Source organism: Streptomyces sp. NPDC057623, from assembly GCF_042800355.1.
GTDB lineage: Bacteria > Actinomycetota > Actinomycetes > Streptomycetales > Streptomycetaceae > Streptomyces.
The window spans coordinates 1-18,630 of sequence record NZ_JBHVGZ010000015.1; the positions used below are offsets into that span (position 1 = coordinate 1).

Consider the following 18,630-nt stretch of genomic DNA (forward strand, 5'->3'; position numbering starts at 1 on the left):
CAGCAGCCTCGGCTACCGCAGTCCCGCCGAATACGAGACCGCACTCGCAGCCTGACCACCACACGGATGGTGTCCGTCAAAGCGGAACAAGCTCACCCGCACCCCGGTGAGCGCACGGCTCCGCGACGCAACCGGCTGCCCGGCAACACCAGATCACCGCATCCGACGCCGATGCGCACTCAACCCTGCCGCTCGCTCCAAGTGCTTTGTACCCGCCGGGAAATCCGGATGCCTCGACGGGCGCCGCTGAGATCACCGGAGACGGGCGGCGAGTCTTCGTTACGCCTACGCGGATCGTCGGCGGGTGGCGCGTTTGGGATCTGTTTTCGTCGGCGTCACGGGATAGGTGAGCTGGCAGGTGGCGGCGGGGGCCTTCAGCTCCTCACACAACAGCGGGCGTTCCCGCTCGGCGTCGGCGGTCACGCGGTAGGTGATCAGAAGCGGGCTGGCGTCGCCGATTCCAAGTGCGGTGCGCTCGTCGGGGTAGGGGGTGCGCGCGGTGACGTGCTCGGTGAACGACAGGCTGAGTCCAGCGTCGGCAAGCTGCTGGTAGAGGTCGCTGATCTCGGCGTCAGGCTGCTGGGCGAGTGTGGGCACGTCGGCTGCGGTGGCCATCGGGATGAGGACGCGGTGGGCCGTGCGGGCACCGGTCGCTGGGTCGTGGATCACGCGGTCCACGCTGATGGCGTCCTGGTCCTGGAGCCCGAGCAGGAGTGCCGGGGGTCCGTCGAGTGTGGTCCGGGTGATGGCGGGCGCCTCGGTCGCGGTGGTCTGCGGCAGGCTCCAGCTGCCCTTGGTGGTGCGGTGGATGGAGCGGTCCACACGGGTGCCGGGCAGGACTCCGCCTGAGGGCAGCACCCTGCTTCCCTTGCCCTGCATGGACTCGACCAGTCCCATCTGACGCAGTTCGGCGACGGCGGATCGCGCGGTGTGCTTGCCGACCCCGTACATGGTCACCATCTCCGCCTCGGACGGCAGGAAATCGCCGGGCCGGTAGCGGCCCCGCCTGATGTCGGTGGCCATCCGCTGAGCCACCTGCAAGTACATGGACGGAGCGCGTTCGATGTGCTCTCGGGCTGCCATGGCTGGTGTCCTTCTCGGGTCGCCGGTCGGTGTGCTGGTGGCTTCGGCTGGGCCAGTTGCCGGTGGCGCGTGGCATGGACCACCACACTCATGAGGATAAGTGGTTGCCCGGACCAAGGGCTTTTCCACGACCACTTATCCGGATAAGCGGTTGACTGGACTCTCGCCGATGGCGACGATGACGGCTCAAACTCATCCGGATAAGCGGATGGGCTCGCGTTCTGGAGGTGTCCTGTGTCCCACGCCTTGCACGAGGTGACCACTTCGAAGTGGCTGCTCTCCGATGCCAACCATGACCTCACCCGCCTCGTCAACGACCCGAAGTTCTCGCGCTGGCTGGCGCAGATAAAAGCCATCGGCGGGTGCGCCCACCCCGTCTACCTGTCCGGCTCCACGCTTACCCTCGACGTCGTAACGGGTGAGGTGGTCTCGTCCTACTCGACCGCCGATGAGCCCGGTGAGCGGCTGGCTGTGCGCTGCGGCAATCGGCGGGCCTCGGTCTGCCCGACCTGCTCATACCTGCACGCAGGAGACACCTATCACCTCGTGCGTGCGGGCCTGTCCGGCGGCAAGGGCGTGCCCGGTGCCGTGAGCGGGCATCCCCGCCTGTTCGTCACCCTGACCGCTCCCTCGTTCGGCCCGGTGCACCGCGCCGTCGACGGCCAGTACTGCCGTCCGCGCCGCGATGACCCGGTGTGCGAACACGGACGGCCCCTTGGCTGCGGCCGTGTCCATGGCGAGGACGACCGCCTGATCGGGCTGCCATTGTGCGCGGACTGCTACGACTACGTAGGCCACGTGCTGTGGCACGCGCACGCAGGGCGGCTGTGGAACCTGTTCACCACCGCCGTACGCCGCTACCTCGCTTCCGCCGGGGGCGTCCCGCGCTCCAAGCTCGGTGAGCACCTGGTCGTGTCCTTCGCCAAGGTCGCCGAGTACCAGAAGCGGGCGGCGATCCACTTCCACGCCGTGGTACGCCTCGACGGACCGGACGGCCCCGGATCGGAACCCGCCCCCTGGGCGAGCGAAGACCTGCTGATCGACGCCGTCACCCACGCGGCCGTGTCGACCTCCGTCACGGTCCCCGACTCCGGCGCCTACGGCACCGAACGGCTCGGCTGGGGCGGCCAGTTCGACGCGCACCCCATCCACCCGCAACCCGGTAGTGACGTGCCGTCAGGTTCAGCGGTCGCCGGATACGTGGCCAAGTACGTCACCAAAGGAGCCGCCGAAACCGGCGCCGGACTCGACTACCGCATCACCAGCCCGGCCGACATCCACGCGGCCGTCGTCACCACCCACATACGGGCACTGATGGCCACCTGCTGGCGCCTGGGCGGCCTGCCCGAACTGGAACACCTCCGGCTCCGCAGATGGGCTCACAGCCTCGGCTACCGAGGCCACATCCTCACCAAATCCCGCCGCTACTCCACCACCTACGGCGCACTGCGCGCCGACCGCGCCGACCACCGACGCGGCGGCCCGGCACCCGGAGAGGACACAGTCACGGAATCCGCCTGGCGCTTCGCCGGCTCCGGCTACACCCCCGCAGAAGCCGACTTCGCCATCGGCATCGCCGAAGACGCGGCAGACCTACGTGAGATCAGGCGGGGCATGATCGCCGAGGGATGGAAATATGCTCCGTGAGAAAAATTCGGGCTTCTCTCATTCCTGCCGAGGAGCAACGGAGGCTTCCGGGTTCTTCCAGGTGGACTGCCTGCCAGGAGTGAGCTGGTGTTCCAAGGTCTTGGACTGGGGGAGGGGGCCTTGACGAAAGAGGAATGGTTGGCTCGCGAACTTGCCAAGATGCCGGAGCGCAGTGAGGCTTGGCGCGCACGCGTGATGAAGGCGTGGGGACTGAAGCCGGTAACCAAATGAGAAGAGCCCTCCCTTTTCGGGGAGGGCTCTTCTCGTCTTAGGCGTTGGTCTTTTCTTCCTCTGATTCCTCGTGCCACACGATCTCGATGAACTCGGGATCGAACCGTTTGCCTCGTCCGACCGGATGGATAATCACGGATCGGATGCTCTGAGTGAGCCGGGCGCGTTTCTCCTCCATCTTGAGATCCTCCCAGCCCGCAAGCGCATCCGCAGACAGCAGCTTCTTGCGCTTCTTCAGAAGTGCCAGATTTCCGCGCTTCCCCAGCAGTTCGGTACGCTCCTGCTCCAACTCCTCGATGGCGTCCAAGGATTCGGACATCGAGATTCTTTTTTCCTTGCGGCGGTTCCTCACATCCTCCATCTCGGCCGCAATTTCGTCGAGTCGCGCATCATGAATCGTCTCGTCGATCTCGTCGGCGGCCTTCTCGATGGCTTCACCGAGCCCTTGACGCGTGCCCAGGAGGAACGCACTCTCTACGAGATCGTCAACCGGCGGACCCACACGCGTTACACCGCCGCAACCGCCTTGGACGGTGAGGCAGGCGTACCGGAAGCCGTATTTCTCGTATGACGACGTTCCACGCTTGTAGGGGTTGGACCACATCGGACTAAGGCACTTACCGCACCGCGCGATTCCTGACAGGAAGTACTTGGCCGTCGTGTCGTGGGGCTCCCCCTTTGAGCCTTCACGGCGAGCGTCTTTGCGTCGCTTGATCTCGTTGACGCAAGCCCAGTACTCGTCAGGGGTGCATACAGCTTTCCAGTCACCCATGATCGGGTTCCCCTTAGAGTCCCTGACGATGGTGTCAGGGAGCCATAGCCGCCCTGACGCCCGGCGTTCGTCCTGCGGGGCGTACATGCGAAAGCCAGCGTTGCGAGGGTTGGTGAGTATCGCTTCAGCGGTTCCGTGCTGGACCTCGCGTCGCCCCTCGCCTGACCGCTTCGTCTTCCTGGGCTTCCGTCCGAACTCAACGAGTTGCTTCCTGAAGGTCCCCACTTTGCGGCCGCCGGGAACGGCCCTGATTGCCTCGACCAAGAGCGGGTGCTCGTCGGGGTGAAGCGTCTTCCGGTCCTCGTTCCAGCCGAAGGGGCGCGGTGCACCATGCATCGCCCCCTTGTTGGCAATACGCCGGTTCGTCCGCCTGGTTCGGCGCTTGATGTTGCCGATCTCCATGTTTCCCATGGTGGCCTGCATGACGAACATGCCGCGTCCTTCGACGGTGGAGAGATCAACGCTGCCCTCCACCGATCGCCCGATGTAGTCGGGGTTCATCTCGAAGACACGGCAGATGCGGGCCGCGTCGTAGACGAGACGGGCCAACCGGTCTGAGTGAAGGAAGAGGACGCCTCGGATCACCCCGGCTTCAAGGTCCCTGAGTAGGGCCTCGAAGTCCTCGCGAACGATGAACGGATCCGATGCGGGCGTGTCGTTGTCGCAGTAGTCGCGCACGATGACGGCACCCCGACGTGTGAGCTCGGGGTCATGCTCCGCAAGGAAGCGGATCGCTTCCTCTTGCTCCTTGACCTGCTCCGCAACCTCTCGCCACGTCGACTCAACGCCCTTCAGGGCCTTGTCGAACGAGACGCGGCGGTACATGCCTAGCGGTATGCACGTGTCCGAGTGGGCGATGTGTCGCAGCACTACCACGTGATGTTCCCCTGTCTGCTCGCTGCGCGCTGACGCAGTTGTCCATGCTGGTCAGCGGCCTACAAGCAGCCTCCCGGAAGACAAGAGTCACACAGAGGTTCGGACGCCTCAAAGTGTTTTTAGCTTGCCTTCGGCCAGGCAAAGACGATCTTCCACTTGCCCTCGTAGGTCTTGTGGTGGATCGTCTCGAACTCCGCGCCCTTCTCCAGCGAGACGCAGGCGGTCAGTTCGAACTCGGGGAACTTGTCACCGACAGTGAGCACACGCTCTCCTTGCAGCGGAGAGACACCTGTTCGGTCAGGTGTCTCCCTTTGGGTTGGACCTTACGGATCCTGGCACAGGGTGCATTGATACGGGAAATAGCTACACTCTGTCCGGTTGATCGGAAGGATCTATCAGTGACCGTGAGTAAGAGGCGGCAGCCCAGCCTCGCCCAGCTGCGTGCCTTCGCGGCTGTCGCCGAGCATCTCCACTTCCGGGACGCCGCTGCCGCGATCGGCATGAGCCAGCCCGCCCTGTCCGGTGCCGTCTCGGCCCTGGAGGAGTCACTGGGAGTGACACTCCTGGAGCGCACGACGCGCAAGGTGCTGCTGTCGCCGGCCGGCGAGCGGCTGGCCGTACGGGCAAAGGCCGTTCTGGCGGAGGTGGGGGCGCTGATGGAGGAGGCGGAGGCCGTCCGGGCCCCGTTCACGGGAGCGTTGCGCCTCGGCGTGATCCCCACGGTGGCGCCGTACCTCCTGCCCACCGTGCTGCGCCTTGTCCACGACCGGTATCCGCACCTCGACCTCCAGGTGCACGAGGAGCAGACCGCGAGCCTGGTCGACGGCCTCACCACCGGCCGCCTGGACCTGCTGCTGCTCGCGGTTCCCCTCGGCGTGCCCGGTGTCGCCGAACTCCCGCTCTTCGACGAGGACTTCGTGCTCGTCACCCCGCTCGACCACGGGCTCGGCGGCCGCGAGGGCATTGCGCGGGAGGTGCTGCGCGAGCTGAACCTGCTGCTGCTCGACGAGGGGCACTGCCTGCGCGACCAGGCCCTCGACATCTGCCGGGAGGCCGGTCGCGACGACGTTCCGGTGACCACGACGGCCGCCGGGCTGTCCACGCTGGTGCAACTCGTCGCCGGCGGGCTGGGGGTGACGCTGCTGCCGCGGACCGCCCTCAAGGTCGAGACCAGCCGCAGCAGCCGGCTCCTCACCGGCCGCTTCGCGGACCCGGCCCCCACCCGCCGCGTCGCCCTCGCCATGCGGACGGGAGCGGCGCGCGGCGCGGAGTACGAGGAACTGGCCTGCGCCCTCCGCGAGGCCCTGCGCCCGCTGCCGGTCAGGGTGCTGAACGCGGACGCGTGAGCCGGCCCCGCTCGCGTACCGGGACTACTCCGTGCGCAGACCGTCCGGCCGCATCAGGCGCAGCAGCGGGGGCAGGCTGAGGAGTGTCACCCCGAGGACGACGCCGGCGGCGACGCCTGTCATGGAGAGCATGCTCGGCCAGTCCACGATGACCGGGGTGTCCGTCATACGGAGGAGGACCGCGCCCAGGGTCAGCCCCACCACCGAGGACAGCAGCAGGCCCAGGGTGATCGGGATCGCCGTCTGCCACAGCACCGAGAGGCTCAGGGTGCGGCGCCGGGTACCGAAGGCGACCAGCGACGACAGCAGCTTCTTGCGGTCGCGCAGCTGCTCCAGCTGGGAGACCAGCAGGCTCGCGCCGATCAGCATCATGACGCAGACGGCGCCGACGAACAGGCCGGTGCGGATGGTGCTGTAGCGGTCGGACGTCCGGGTGGAGTACCAGGTCATGGGGTAGGACAGCGGGTCGGCGGCCGTCGCCGCGTTCCGTACGAGGTCGTCCACGTCCGGCACGGAGCGGTCGAGCCTGAGATACACCTGCCCCCGTAGCGCCGGCGCGGCCGCCGCGGGCAGCGCCTTCGGGGTGAGCAGGAAGCCGCCCCGCTGCCGGCCCATGAAGTCCTGCTGCGGCCGCGCGGCCTTCAGGTCCTTCGGCACGGTCCAGGCGACCTCCTCCCGCCGCGGGCCGCCGTCGTACGACGGGTCCAGATAGACGGTCCGGCCCGGCTGCTTCGCCAGCTTCCGGGTGTCCTCGTCGTACTCGGCGCTCGTCACGTAGAAGATGTCGCCGTCCCGGCACGAGGGCAGCACGGCCGCCTGACGCAGCGACGCGCAGTCGCCGACGGTCATCTCGGCACCCATCTCCGGGTCCTTGCGCCGCTCGCCCAGGTAGCCCTCGCCGTACGCGTAGACCTGCTCGACGCCCTCGGTGTCCCGGAACTCCGCGACCGCCGGGTCGAGCGGGGCGTTGCGGGACAGGGCCACCTGCATCTGCGCCCGCTCGGTGTCGTACTGGGACCGCTTCGTGTAGTCGCTCTCCACCCCGGCGAACAGCATCTGAAGCGCGATCGCCCCGGCGACCGCCACCGCGACGCCGTTCACCATGCGGGCCGCCGTACCGCTGCTCAACTGGAGCCTGCGAACGGCGAGTTGCCAGGCGACACCGCCCGAGCCGAGCCGGGCGACGACCGCCTCGACGACCCAGGGCAGCAGCGTGGTCACGCCGATGAGCAGCAGGAGCACGCCGCCGGTCACCAGGAACTCGTTGAAGGTGCCATTGTCGCTGCCCTGGCCGACCATCGGCCAGAGCATCGCGAGGCCGCCCAGCGGCAGCAGCAGCCGCCACCACAGCCGGCGCCGCGCGGGCTTCGCCGTACGCACCACGCCGAGCGGCTCGATCACCACCCCGCGCATCGCGAACAGCGTGACCAGAACGGCGGCTGCCGGAACGGCGAGGCCGACCAGCAGGGCCAGCACGGGGGAGGGGTTGAGATAGCTCGGGAACACGCTGACGCCGAACACCTCGACCGAGCCCGCGATCTGGCGGCCGATCAGGAAGAAGACCGTACCGAAGACCAGTCCGAGCACGGCGCCCGCCAGAGCCTCGCCGGCCGCGATCCGCCGGGTCATCCGGCTGTCGGAGCCGACCAGCCGCAGCGCCGCCAGCCGGCGGTCGCGCCGCTCGCCGCCGAAGCGCACGGCCGCGGCGATGAAGACGGCGACCGGCATCAGCAGCGCCACGAAGACGACCAGGACGAGCAGGAGCAGCACGGGGTCGGTCTGTGCCTCGCCCGGGCTCGTGTCCCCGAACCGGTCGATACGGGCGACCCGGGCGCCGTCGATGTGCGGAGCGAGGCCGTCGCCGCCCCGGAAGAAGGCGAGTTCGTGCGAGCCGATGAGCCCGCTCTCCCCGATGGTCCCGACGATCCGCTCGGGCAGCCGCTCGCGCAGCAGCTTCGCGTCGTCCGACTCCAGCAGCGTCTTCAGCGCGGGGGAGACGACCATCTCGCCCACCGCCGGGAACTCCGCAAGACCCGGCGGCAGCGGGGCCCGCGCTCCCTCGGGCTCCAGCGCCCGGCCGCGGATGTCCTTTTCGTGGAAGTCCGTGTCGACGTCCGCGACGACCAGGGTACGGTCCGACTTCTTCAGGTCCGTGTAGCTGTAGTCGATGTCGGCGCGGGCGCTCTCCCGGTCGTGCCGGACCGTCTGCATGTTCGGGACGGCGGTCGTCAGCAGCAGCAGCGCCACCCCGAGCCCGACCCCGACGGCCGTCAGCAGGGCCCGGACCCAGCCCTCACGTCCGCCGGCGAAGGCGAACCGCACCCCCATGGCCAGATCCTTGGCCCACTGACCGACGTTCATACGACGCGCTCCATGTCCCGGGACTTGCCGTCCCGTACGACGATCTCGCGGTCGGAGTAGGCGGCCACCCGCGCCTCGTGCGTGACGAGGACGACGGCGGCGTTGGTCGACCGGGCGGCCTCCGTCAGCAGTTCCATCACGCGCTCGCCGTTGAGGGAGTCGAGCGCGCCGGTCGGCTCGTCGGCGAAGAGCACCCGCGGGTTGGTCACCAGCGCACGGGCGACGGCGACGCGCTGCCCCTGACCGCCGGAGACCTCGCCGGGCCGCTTCTTGCGCAGGTCGTCGACCTCCAGCCGCTCCATCCAGGTCAGGGCGGCCTTCTCGGCCTCCTTGCGGGAGGTCCCGTTGAGCCGCAGGGGGAGGGCGACGTTCTCGACGCACGTCAACTCCGGCACCAGCTGCCCGAACTGGAAGACGAACCCGAACTCGGAGCGTCTGAGCGCACTGCGCTGGGCGTCGCTCATGGTGGCCAGCTCGCCCCCGTTGTAGGTGATGGACCCCGAGTCCGGCGGCACGATCCCGGCGAGGCAGTGCAGCAACGTCGACTTGCCGGAGCCGGACGGCCCCATGACGGCGACGACCTCACCGGGATGTATGGAGAACTCGGCCCCGTCGAGCGCGAGGGTCGGACCGTAGGCCTTGCGCAGCTCCTGGGCCGCGAGCAGGGAACCGGGCGGAGGAGTCACTTGGCGACCACCTCGGCCAGCTTGTCCAGGCGCGCGGCGGTGAGTTCCAGCCAGCGCAGGTCGGCCTCGAGGTGGAAGAGGGCGTGGTCGCAGATGAGCTGGTCGGCCAGGTCCCCCTTCCGCTTGCGGTCGGTGAGGATCCGCATCATGCGCAGGTGCTCGGCGCGCTGGGTGTCGAGGATGTCGGCGGCGTCGCGCCGGGTGAGCAGCGCGAGGACGACCTTGGTGTAGAGGGTCGACTGGAGGTACGGCTCCGGCTTCTCGGGCGTCGCGAGCCACCGCTGCACGTCGGTGATCCCGGCGTCGGTGATCGCGTACCGCTTCCGCTCGGGCCCGCCGCCGGGCTCGATCCCGTCGACCTCGACGAGCCCGTTCTTCAACAGTCGGGACATCGTCGAGTAGACCTGGCCGTAGTGCAGCGGCCGGTCGTGACCGAACTTCTCGTCGAAGGCCCGCTTCAGGTCGTAGCCGTGGCGGGGGCCCGATTCCAGGAGCCCTAGAAGGGTGTGACCGATGGACATGAACACGACTCTACACGTGGTGTATACGCCGCATGTATACGCCGAGTGTGGAGATCATGGCGGTGGGTGTGTCGGGGCAGGTGGGGGGCCATTGTCACGGTTCTGCTACACGGCGACCGCGCGACTCGTCCAGGTGGGCCGCCGTGAGGATGCGGCGGGCGCGGCCCCGTTCCCCCGGGCCGGTGCGCGGGGATGGGGCCGGCTCAGCCCGTCCCATCCCGTCCGGCGTTCGAGGGCGAGGCCGTTCAGGCCGACGGGGGTCCGGGGGCGGAGCCGCCGGGAGGACGGCCCCGACGGGGAAGCGGCCCCGTATCCCTCGGAAGCCGGCCGGCGTCGGCCAAAGCCTTCCGCAGCAGGAACTCGATCTGCGCGTTGGCCGAGCGCAGCTCGTCGCCCGCCCACCGCGCGAGCGCCTCGTACACCGACGGGTCGAGCCGCAGCAGCACCTGCTTGCGCTGCGGCCGACCCTGAGGGGCTGAACCCCCGGAGGGAGCCGTCACTGGTAGAGCGTCCCGGTGTTGAGGACCGGCTGCGGGGACCTGTCACCGCAGAGCACCACCATCAGGTTCGACACCATCGCCGCCTTCCGTTCCTCGTCCAGCTCCACGATGCCCTGCTCGGAGATCCGCGCGAGCGCCGCCTCGACCATGCCCACCGCCCCGTCGACGATCTGCCGCCTGGCCGCGACGACCGCCCCGGCCTGCTGCCGCTGGAGCATGGCGGAGGCGATCTCGGGAGCGTACGCGAGATGCGTGAAGCGCGACTCGATGATCTGCACCCCGGCCGCCTCGACGCGCGCGTGCAGTTCGAGGGCGAGCTTCTCGGTGATCTCCTCGGCGTTGCCGCGCAGGGAGAGGCCGGCCTCGTCATGGGCGTCGTAGGGGTACTCGATGGCGATGTGCCGTACGGCCGCCTCGGTCTGGGTGGAGACGAACTCCAGGAAGTCGTCCACCTCGAACGTGGCCTGCGCGGTGTCCTCCACCCTCCACACCACGACCGCGGCGAGCTCGATCGGGTTGCCGTAGGCGTCGTTGACCTTGAGGACGGCCGTCTCGTGGTTGCGCACCCGGGTCGAGATCTTCGTGCGGGACGTGAAGGGGTTCACCCAGCGCAGCCCGTCCTCCCGGATCGTGCCCCGGTACCGCCCGAAGAGCTGGACGACCCGCGCCTCGCCCGGCGCGACCATGTTCAGCCCGCACATGGCCAGGACCGCGGCCATGGCGACCAGGATGCCGGTGATGATCAGCGTGGCCTGGCCGCCGGCCCCGGAGACCGTCGAGGCGGTGACGATCAGCCCCGCGCCGACCAGCAGCCCGACGAGGCCGAGCAGCAGGGCGAGCCCGCCGCCGATGCTGTGCGCGGTGAACTCGCGTACGCGCGGTGCCGGCATCTGGGGCACGTCGGGTGAGTCCGACGCGGCGGGCCCGGCGGCGGTGCGGGATATGGCGTCGGTCGGGTCCTGCTGGTCCTTCAGGCCCTGCTGGTCCCTCTGGTCCCTCTGGTCCCTCTGGTCCTTCGACACTGATGGTCCCCCGTTTCCTTCGTTTCCTTCATGGAGCCGCGGGGGGCTTCGCCCTGTCTCCGCTAGCTCGGGTCTAGCTAAGTGATAACACTTTACCCTGTCCGGGCAACCCTACACATGCCTCAGCCGTCGGTTCCGGTGGGACGGGTGCTGATTGTCACGTCCGTAAAAGCCCGGATCGACAGGGCTTTGTCATAACTTCCGGTGTTAGCTTTCTGAGCTGACCTGAGCGGCGAACCTGTGTGGCGGTAGCGCACACAAGAGCGAAGCGGAGCGGAACGGACCCATGGGACGAGCGGAAGACAGACGAGCGCGGCAGCGCGGTGGCCGCCGCGCGGCGCCCCGGCGTTCGTCCGGGTCGCCGTCGGTCGCCGGGGGAGACCCGTCGACCACCGTCATCGGGACACCGTCGGACGCCGTGGGAGGCCGGGCCGCGGCCCGCCGGGCGGCCAGGTCCGAGGGCAGAGGCGGCGACGGCAAGGGCCGAATACGCCGGCTCTTCACCTGGAAGAAGATCCTCGGCACGTTTCTCGGCGCATGCCTGCTCGCCATCGGGGCCTTCATCGCGCTGTACGTGTACGTGGACGTCCCCACGGACAACGCCGCCGCCCAGGCCGCCCAGCGCCAGAGCAACATCTACAAGTACAGCGACGGCTCGACCCTGGCCCGCGACGGCGAGGTCAACCGCGAGATCGTGGACCTGTCCAAGGTGCCGAAGGCGGTCCGGAACACCTTTGTCGCCGCCGAGAACAAGTCGTTCTACAACGACAACGGCATCGACCTGAAGGGCACGGCCCGCGGTGTGTTCAACACGCTGATGGGCAAGGGCGCACAGGGCGGCTCGACGATCACCCAGCAGTACGTCAAGAACTACTACCTCAGCCAGGAGCAGACGGTCAGCCGCAAGCTCAGGGAGATCGTCATCTCCCTGAAGGTCGACCGCCAGATGTCGAAGGACGAGATCCTCGCCGGCTACATCAACACCAGCTACTACGGCCGTAACGCCTACGGCATCCAGGCCGCCGCCCAGGCCTACTACCGCGTCGACGCGGAGAAGCTCAGCGTCGAACAGGGCGCGTACCTCGCCGCGTTGCTCCAGGCTCCGAGCCAGTACGACTGGGAGGTCGCGTCCGCCACCGGCAAGAAGCTGGTCACGGCCCGCTGGAACTACGTCCTGGACAACATGGTCGAGGAGGGCTGGCTCGCCAAGTCCGAGCGCCAGGACATGACCTTCCCGAAGCCGAAGGAGCCCAAGCCCACCGCCGGCCGCGAGGGCCAGAAGGGCTATCTGATCGATCTCGCCAACCGTCAGCTGGAGGACCAGCTGATGCAGCAGCAGGGCCTCACCCGCTCCCAGGCCGAGGCTGCCGTCGTCGACCAGGGCTGGACCATCACCCTGAACGTCGACAAGAAGAAGCAGGCGCAGCTGGAGAAGGCCGTCAAGGCGCAGCTCACCAGCAAGCTGGACAAGAAGAAGCGGCCGGTCGACGCGGACGTCCAGGCCGGCGCCGTCTCCGTCGACCCCGAGACGGGCAAGGTCGTCGCGCTGTACGGCGGTGTGGACTACTTCAAGCACTACACGAGCAACGCGACGCGCACCGACTACCAGCCCGCGTCGACCTTCAAGCCGGTGATCCTGGCCGCCGCCCTGGAGGAGAGCGCCCGGACCCGGTCCGGCAAGCCGATCACCGCGAACACGATCTACGACGGCACCAGCAAGCGGCCGGTCGTGGACAGCAACGGCAACAAGGTCGGCTTCGCCCCCGAGAACGAGGACGACCAGGACTACGGGCCCATCACCGTGCAGACGGCGATGAACAAGTCGGTCAACTCCGTCTTCGCGCAGATGGGCGTCGACGTCGGCATGAAGTACGTCATGGACGTGGCCGGCAAGCTCGGCATGGACACCTCCAAGGAGCAGGCGGTGCCCGCTCAGACGCTCGGCACCATGGGCGCGAGCCCGCTGCAGATGGCCGGGGTGTACGCGACCCTCGACAACCACGGCAAGAAGGTCACCCCGAGCATCCTCAAGGCGGCCGAGCACAACACTCGTGCGGTCGACATCCCGGACCCGGTCGGCGAGCAGGTCATCAGCCGGGAGGCCGCCGACTCGGTGACCTCGGTGCTGACCGGCGTGGTCGACGACGGTACGGCGCAGCGGTCGGTGGCGAACAATCCCAAGCGCGCCGGCCAGAAGGTCGCCGGCAAGACCGGTACGTCCGACGACAACAAGTCGGCCTGGTTCACCGGCTACACGCCCGACCTGGTCACCTCGGTGGGCCTGTTCGGTGAGGACGCCAAGACCCACGCCCAGACCAAGATGTACGGCGCGGGCGGTGAGGAGCGCGTCAACGGCGGTGGCTTCCCGGCACAGATCTGGGCGGCCTACATGTTCGGCGTGACGGACGGGGACGCCAGGTTCGACCTGAACACCGACCAGGGCGCGGCCGTCCAGCCCACCTGGACGCCGACTCCGACGCAGGAGCCGACGACCCAGGAACCGACGGAGGAGCCGACGACCCAGAAGCCGACGGAGACGCCGACGACCCAGGAGCCGACGGAGGAGCCGACGACCGAGCCGCCGACGGAGGAGCCGACGACCGAGCCGGCCCCGACGGCCCCGACGGACGAGCCGACGGACCCGATCACCTTGGACCCGGGCAGACCCGGTAACGAGCAGTAGGGCGTGCCCCGCGCCCGAAGGGGCGCGGGGCTGTGTCGACGTACGGCTCCGCCGCGTGGGCGCGATCAGCCGCGATTCAGCTCGAACCAGACGACTTTCCCGGTACTCAACCGAGTCGCCCCCCACCGCCGGGCCAGCCGGTTCACGAGGTACAGGCCGCGCCCACCCTCATCCGTGGCGCGAGCCTGCCGCAGCCGCGGCAACTGGGGCACATCGTCCCCGACCTCGCACCGCAGCACATCGGTCCGCAGCAACCGCAACGTCACCGGCCGCGTGGCATAGCGCACCGCGTTGGTCACGACCTCACTGACCAACAGCTCGACGGAGTCGGTGAGCTCCTCCAGGCCCCAACGGGCCAGCGCACGCCGCGCCAGCCGCCGCGCACGCCCCGGCGCCGCGTCCTCCGGCTCCAGGAACCAGTACGCCACGTCGCTCGGCGCGATCCCGTCGAAGCGGGCGGCGAGCAGCGCGATGTCGTCGTCCCGGTCACCCGGCCCGAGCATGTCGAGGACCTCGTCGCACAGGGCCTCCAGCGGCGGCGGATGGTCCGGCCCGGTGAGCTGGGCGACGGCGGCGAGCTTCTCGCGCAGCTGCTCTATGCCGGTCCACACGTCACGCAGGCGCGACTCGACCAGACCGTCCGTGTAGAGGAGCAGGGTCGCTCCGGCCGGCGCGTCCAGCTCCACGGCCTCGAAGTCGACGCCACCGACGCCGATCGGCGCGCCCGCCGGAACCCGCAGTACCTCCGCACGACCGCCCAGGTGCAGCAGGACGGGCGGCGGATGGCCGGCGTTGGCGATGGTGATGCGGTGCGAGACCGGGTCGTAGACGGCGTACAGGCAGGTCGCCATGCGATCGGTGCCCAGGCGCTGGGCCTGCTCGTCGAGATGGTGCAGGACCTCCTGCGGGGGCAGGTCGAGTCCGGCGAGGGTCTGGGCCGTCGTGCGCAGCTGGCCCATGATCGCGGCCGAGGTCATGGAGTGGCCCATGACGTCACCGACGACCAGCGCCACGCGGCTGCCCGGCAGCGGGATGGCGTCGTACCAGTCGCCGCCCACCCGGGCCGTCTCGGCCGCCGGGAGGTAGCGGGACGCCAGCCGCACGCCGGTCGGGCGGGGCAGCGTCTCCGGCAGCATGGTGCGCTGCAGCTCGTCGGCGATGTACGCCTCACGGCCGTACAGCACCGCCTTGTCGATGCCGAGCGCGCTGTGCGTGGCGAGCTGGGCGGCGACCAGGAGGTCGTCGGGGTCGAAGGCCAGGCGGTCGGGGCGGCGCAGGAAGACCGCGGCGCCGATGACCCGGCGCCGGCCGCGCAGCGGGGCGAGGATCGCGCGCTGCCCGTCCGGGATGATCAACTCGCCTTCCTCGCCCAGGAGTTCGGGCAGGGCGGCGCGGGCGGCGGGCGCGTCCGCGAAGACGGGTCGTACGCCGCGCAGCACCTCGGCGAGCGCGCCGCCGGGCCGTACCTCGCACAGTTCGGCGGTGACGGTGGACAGTTCGGCCAGCTCGTTCGGCTCCGGCTGCGCCTGCGCGGGCAGGAAGCCGCCCTCGGTGTCCCGTTCCTCGGGGATGCGGTCGGTGCGGCGCAACCGCAGCACGACGGGCCCCGTGGGCCGCTCGTCGCCGACCGGCAGCGGGTCGCGCAGATAGACGAGGATCGCGTCGGAGAAGGTCGGCACGGTCGCCCGGCACAGCCCCATCACGATCTCGTCCAGGTCGATACCGCGGGCGATCCGCCGGGTGGCCGCGCCCACGAAGCGCAGCCGGTCCCCGTCCCGCCGCATCGGAGTGGGCCGCCCGGGCGGCAGCCCCTGCCCGGAGCGCCGTTCGGCGGAGGACTGCGGCGGCTCGGCGCCTGGCTGCGGCGGGATGGCCTCCGGAACGGGCCGCGGCCGGTGCGAGTCCGGCTCGGCGGCGACGGAGGGCTGTGAGTGCTCGGGGCCGTTGCCGGCGATGTCTGAGGGCTCCTTGCTCGGGCCGGACGGTTCTGTGGTGCCCGGCGTGGAGGGGGTCTCTCCGGTGCGCGCCTGCGCGGGGAGCGCGGCGCCCCCGAAGGCGTCGCCGCCGGGGGTGTGGGGCGGCGCGGAGTGCGTCGTCGGCGGTGTCGAGGTACGCACAAGCGCCCCGCGGGGGTCCGCGGGGTCGACGCCCGTCTCGGGGCGTTCGAAGGAGGTCGGCTGCTCCGTCACGCCTTTCGAATCCATCCGTCCGGGGCTGCACGCCGCGCGCGCAGTTCGTCCCGCCGAAACTCCGATACCCGGAATACGTGCCCCAGGAACGGAATTCCCGCGTGACCAGAGGCAGTTCCTGCGCAGCCGGTGGACCGTCTGCCCCTGTCGGCGTTGCCCTGGTAACCCTCGCTCACGTCCTGCCGCCCCTCGGTGACGATCGGTCAAGCCCGGCGCGCACTCCGGGAGTTGCTGCCGATGCGCGCCCTTGCGGAGGACGATCCTACGTTTGTTGCCCGGGGGCGCATCAAGGGTCTCATGAGGACATGTGCGCGGGCGTGCGATCCCAGTCCTCAGGCAAAGAAGGTACAGCCCAGGCGGGATCCGGGCGCCAGTGCTGCCAGCCGTCGGCGAACGGCGGCCCCCAGGCGCGGATCACCTCCACCGCGTTCTGCCCCGCCTCCCGCACCCGCGCGGCGAGCCGGTCGTCCACCAGCCCGTCCCGCTGGGCCTGCGCGAACTCGTCCTCGTCGCGCCAGTCCCAACTCCGGTCCGGGTGGACGGAGATGTCGAGAAAATGATCCTCGGAGTCCACCCCGCCCGCCCAACGGGCCAGCGGTTCCTCAAGGTTCACGTACCAGTTCTTGAACTGCCACCCGGGCTCCCAGAACAGCCACACCGACCACGGCTCACCGGGCCGCGCGAGCTTGAGCACCCCGGTCCCGAACCACCGGTCGCGCTGGACGGTTCGCGGCTTGGTGTACCGCGTCTCCAGCGGCTCCCCGTGCACGGACGTCCCGTCGGCGAGCACGGGCTTCACACATTCCGTCCCCGGAGCGAGCCATACGGCGAGGATCTCGTGGTCGTCGCGTACGACGGTGACGGGACGCGCGATATGGAAGCGACGGCCGGCGTTCTCCCGGTACCGCCACAGGATCTGTGTCCCGGGGGCCCAGAATCCCGTCGAGCCGCCCGCTTCCGCTTCCGCCGTCACCGCTCCACCGTCTGCCATGTACAGATATTAGGTGCCACAGGCATACGACGCTGCGGCAAGCGTCATGGTTCACCGCGCCGGGAGGATCCCGCGACGACTCGTTACGGCCGTGTCATCCGCAGGACATCGAGGGCCTCGTCCAACTGCTCGGTCGTGAGGTCACCACGCTCCACATATCCGCCCTCCAGTACGACTTGGCGGATGGTCCTCCGCTCTGCCAGGGCCTTCTTGGCGACCTTGGCGGCCTCCTCGTACCCGATGTACTTGTTGAGCGGCGTGACCACGGAGGGCGACGACTCGGCGTACTCCAGGGCCCGTTCGCGATGGGCGACGATGCCGTCGACGGTGCGGTCGGCCAGCAGCCGGGAGGCGTTGGCGAGCAACCGGACGGATTCCAGGACGTTCTTCGCGATGACCGGCAGCATGACGTTCAGCTCGAAGTTGCCGGCGGCGCCGGCGGTGGCCACGGTGGCGTCGTTGCCGACGACCTGCGCGGCGACCATGAGGACGGCCTCCGGGATGACCGGATTGACCTTGCCGGGCATGATCGAGGACCCCGGCTGGAGGTCGGGGAGGCTGATCTCCGCGAGTCCGGTACGCGGCCCGGACGACATCCACCGCAGGTCGTTCGAGATCTTCGTCAGTCCGACCGCGATGGTCCGCAGCTGTCCGCTGGTCTCCACGATCCCGTCCCGGGCACCCTGCGCCTCGAAGTGGTCGCGGGCCTCGGTGAGGGGCAGCCCGGTGGCGCGGGCCACCTCCTCGATGACGGCGGCGGAGAACCCGGGGGGTGTGTTGATGCCCGTCCCCACGGCCGTACCGCCGAGGGGGAGTTCGGCGAGGCGGGGCAGGGAGGCGTGGAGCCGCTCGACGCCGTAGCGCACCTGAGCCGCGTACCCGCCGAACTCCTGCCCCAGCGTCACCGGAGTGGCGTCCATGAGGTGGGTCCGCCCCGACTTCACGACGTCGGCGAACTCCTCGGCCTTCCGTTCCAGGGAGCCGGCGAGATGCTCCAGCGCCGGCACCAGGTCACGGGTGACGGCGGCGGTGGCGGCGATGTGGATGGAGGAGGGGAAGACGTCGTTGGAGGACTGCGAGGCGTTCACATGGTCGTTGGGGTGGACGTCCCGCCCGAGCCGCTCGGTCGCGAGGGTGGCGATGACCTCGTTGGCGTTCATGTTCGACGAGGTCCCGGACCCGGTCTGGAACACGTCGATGGGGAAGTGCTCGTCCCACCGGCCCTCGGCCACCTCGCCGGCCGCCTCCTGGACCGCCTCGGCGATGTCCTTGTCGAGCACCCCGAGCCGCGCGTTCACCTTCGCGGCGGCGCCCTTGATCCGCGCGAGCGCCTCGATGTGGGCGCGCTCGATGCGCTGGCCGGAGATGGGGAAGTTCTCGACGGCACGCTGCGTCTGCGCCCGCCACTTGGCGTCCGCCGGGACGCGGACCTCGCCCATGGAGTCGTGCTCGATGCGGTAGTCGCTCATACCGGCTATAGCGATCGGGCGGCCGGGGATGTTCCGGGGTTGGGCCATGCGGGTCGCAGGAGTTCCTCGCCCCCGCCGCCCCTACCCGTCCCATCCTTCTGGGGCTCCGCCCCAGACCCCGCTCCTCAAACGCCGGAGGGGCTGAGTACTTCAGCCCGTCCGGCGTTTGAGGACGAGGCCCGTAGGGCCGACAGCGGGGGTCTGGGGGCGCAGCCCCCAGGGACGGGACGGGTAGGGGCGGCGGGGGCGAGAG

13 protein-coding genes and 1 pseudogene are annotated in these 18,630 nt (G+C 69.5%); 3 read left to right on the forward strand and 11 right to left on the reverse strand.

The window, feature by feature from the left end; translation table 11 throughout:
• Nucleotides 1-285: 285 nt before the first annotated feature.
• Nucleotides 286-1,083: a GntR family transcriptional regulator gene (locus ACFU95_RS17700; protein ID WP_383828158.1), complete on the reverse strand. Its 798-nt coding sequence runs from the start codon at nucleotides 1,081-1,083 to the stop codon at nucleotides 286-288.
• Nucleotides 1,084-1,317: 234 nt separating this feature from the next.
• Here ACFU95_RS17700 and ACFU95_RS17705 point away from each other — a divergent pair, with 234 nt between their 5' ends.
• Nucleotides 1,318-2,730, forward strand: coding sequence for a replication initiator (locus ACFU95_RS17705; protein WP_383828160.1), 1,413 nt, complete (start codon nucleotides 1,318-1,320; stop codon nucleotides 2,728-2,730).
• Nucleotides 2,731-2,998: 268 nt separating this feature from the next.
• Here ACFU95_RS17705 and ACFU95_RS17710 read toward each other — a convergent pair whose 3' ends face one another.
• Together ACFU95_RS17710 and ACFU95_RS17715 are read right to left on the reverse strand one after the other, a co-directional pair.
• Complete coding sequence (locus ACFU95_RS17710; RefSeq protein WP_383828162.1) at nucleotides 2,999-4,558, reverse strand: recombinase family protein; 1,560 nt, start codon at nucleotides 4,556-4,558, stop codon at nucleotides 2,999-3,001.
• Nucleotides 4,559-4,737: 179 nt separating this feature from the next.
• Nucleotides 4,738-4,872 (reverse strand): annotated as a pseudogene (locus tag ACFU95_RS17715) (peroxiredoxin); the annotation flags it as partial.
• A 135-nt stretch (nucleotides 4,873-5,007) separates the two neighbouring features.
• Between ACFU95_RS17715 and ACFU95_RS17720 the strand changes: the two are divergent.
• Nucleotides 5,008-5,955 (forward strand): LysR substrate-binding domain-containing protein, encoded by a 948-nt coding sequence (locus tag ACFU95_RS17720; protein WP_383828164.1) that lies wholly within the window; start codon nucleotides 5,008-5,010, stop codon nucleotides 5,953-5,955.
• A 24-nt stretch (nucleotides 5,956-5,979) separates the two neighbouring features.
• On the opposite strand, the gene ACFU95_RS17725 is transcribed toward ACFU95_RS17720, so the two are convergent.
• From ACFU95_RS17725 to ACFU95_RS17745, 5 genes are all read right to left on the reverse strand, one after another.
• On the reverse strand, nucleotides 5,980-8,316 hold the full coding sequence (locus ACFU95_RS17725; protein ID WP_383828166.1) for an ABC transporter permease: 2,337 nt from the start codon (nucleotides 8,314-8,316) through the stop codon (nucleotides 5,980-5,982).
• Nucleotides 8,313-9,002, reverse strand: a complete 690-nt coding sequence (locus tag ACFU95_RS17730) for an ABC transporter ATP-binding protein (protein WP_383828168.1) — start codon at nucleotides 9,000-9,002, stop codon at nucleotides 8,313-8,315. Before ACFU95_RS17730 ends, ACFU95_RS17725 begins: the two co-directional genes overlap by 4 nt.
• A complete protein-coding gene (locus ACFU95_RS17735) occupies nucleotides 8,999-9,523 on the reverse strand; it encodes a PadR family transcriptional regulator (protein ID WP_062150424.1) in 525 nt (174 codons plus the stop codon). The genes ACFU95_RS17730 and ACFU95_RS17735 overlap by 4 nt, the downstream gene beginning before the upstream one ends.
• A 245-nt stretch (nucleotides 9,524-9,768) precedes the next feature.
• Nucleotides 9,769-10,023: a hypothetical protein gene (locus tag ACFU95_RS17740; protein ID WP_383828170.1), complete on the reverse strand. Its 255-nt coding sequence runs from the start codon at nucleotides 10,021-10,023 to the stop codon at nucleotides 9,769-9,771.
• Nucleotides 10,020-10,913 carry an SPFH domain-containing protein gene (locus ACFU95_RS17745; protein WP_383828460.1) on the reverse strand — a complete coding sequence of 298 codons (894 nt, stop codon included), beginning with the start codon at nucleotides 10,911-10,913 and terminating at the stop codon, nucleotides 10,020-10,022. Before ACFU95_RS17745 ends, ACFU95_RS17740 begins: the two co-directional genes overlap by 4 nt.
• A gap of 418 nt (nucleotides 10,914-11,331) precedes the next feature.
• Here ACFU95_RS17745 and ACFU95_RS17750 point away from each other — a divergent pair, with 418 nt between their 5' ends.
• A complete protein-coding gene (locus tag ACFU95_RS17750; RefSeq protein WP_383828172.1) occupies nucleotides 11,332-13,728 on the forward strand; it encodes a transglycosylase domain-containing protein in 2,397 nt (798 codons plus the stop codon).
• 65 nt (nucleotides 13,729-13,793) lie between these two features.
• On the opposite strand, the gene ACFU95_RS17755 is transcribed toward ACFU95_RS17750, so the two are convergent.
• The 3 genes from ACFU95_RS17755 to ACFU95_RS17765 form a co-directional block, all read right to left on the reverse strand.
• Nucleotides 13,794-15,932, reverse strand: coding sequence for a SpoIIE family protein phosphatase (locus ACFU95_RS17755; protein ID WP_383828174.1), 2,139 nt, complete (start codon nucleotides 15,930-15,932; stop codon nucleotides 13,794-13,796).
• A gap of 280 nt (nucleotides 15,933-16,212) precedes the next feature.
• Nucleotides 16,213-16,908 carry a DUF402 domain-containing protein gene (locus ACFU95_RS17760; RefSeq protein WP_383828176.1) on the reverse strand — a complete coding sequence of 232 codons (696 nt, stop codon included), beginning with the start codon at nucleotides 16,906-16,908 and terminating at the stop codon, nucleotides 16,213-16,215.
• Between the two features lie 83 nt (nucleotides 16,909-16,991).
• Nucleotides 16,992-18,377 carry a class II fumarate hydratase gene (locus tag ACFU95_RS17765; RefSeq protein ID WP_383828178.1) on the reverse strand — a complete coding sequence of 462 codons (1,386 nt, stop codon included), beginning with the start codon at nucleotides 18,375-18,377 and terminating at the stop codon, nucleotides 16,992-16,994.
• Nucleotides 18,378-18,630: the final 253 nt, after the last annotated feature.

Bases quoted from the DNA above. Each gene is read 5' to 3' on its own strand.
- ACFU95_RS17700 (WP_383828158.1), bottom strand. From the start codon at position 1,083: ATGGCAGCCCGAGAGCACATCGAACGCGCTCCGTCCATGTACTTGCAG.
- ACFU95_RS17710 (WP_383828162.1), bottom strand. From the start codon at position 4,558: ATGTACCGCCGCGTCTCGTTCGACAAGGCCCTGAAGGGCGTTGAGTCG.
- ACFU95_RS17725 (WP_383828166.1), bottom strand. From the start codon at position 8,316: ATGAACGTCGGTCAGTGGGCCAAGGATCTGGCCATGGGGGTGCGGTTC.
- ACFU95_RS17735 (WP_062150424.1), bottom strand. From the start codon at position 9,523: ATGTCCATCGGTCACACCCTTCTAGGGCTCCTGGAATCGGGCCCCCGC.
- ACFU95_RS17745 (WP_383828460.1), bottom strand. From the start codon at position 10,913: ATGCCGGCACCGCGCGTACGCGAGTTCACCGCGCACAGCATCGGCGGC.
- ACFU95_RS17750 (WP_383828172.1), top strand. From the start codon at position 11,332: ATGGGACGAGCGGAAGACAGACGAGCGCGGCAGCGCGGTGGCCGCCGC.
- ACFU95_RS17755 (WP_383828174.1), bottom strand. From the start codon at position 15,932: ATGGATTCGAAAGGCGTGACGGAGCAGCCGACCTCCTTCGAACGCCCC.
- ACFU95_RS17760 (WP_383828176.1), bottom strand. From the start codon at position 16,908: ATGGCAGACGGTGGAGCGGTGACGGCGGAAGCGGAAGCGGGCGGCTCG.
- ACFU95_RS17765 (WP_383828178.1), bottom strand. From the start codon at position 18,377: ATGAGCGACTACCGCATCGAGCACGACTCCATGGGCGAGGTCCGCGTC.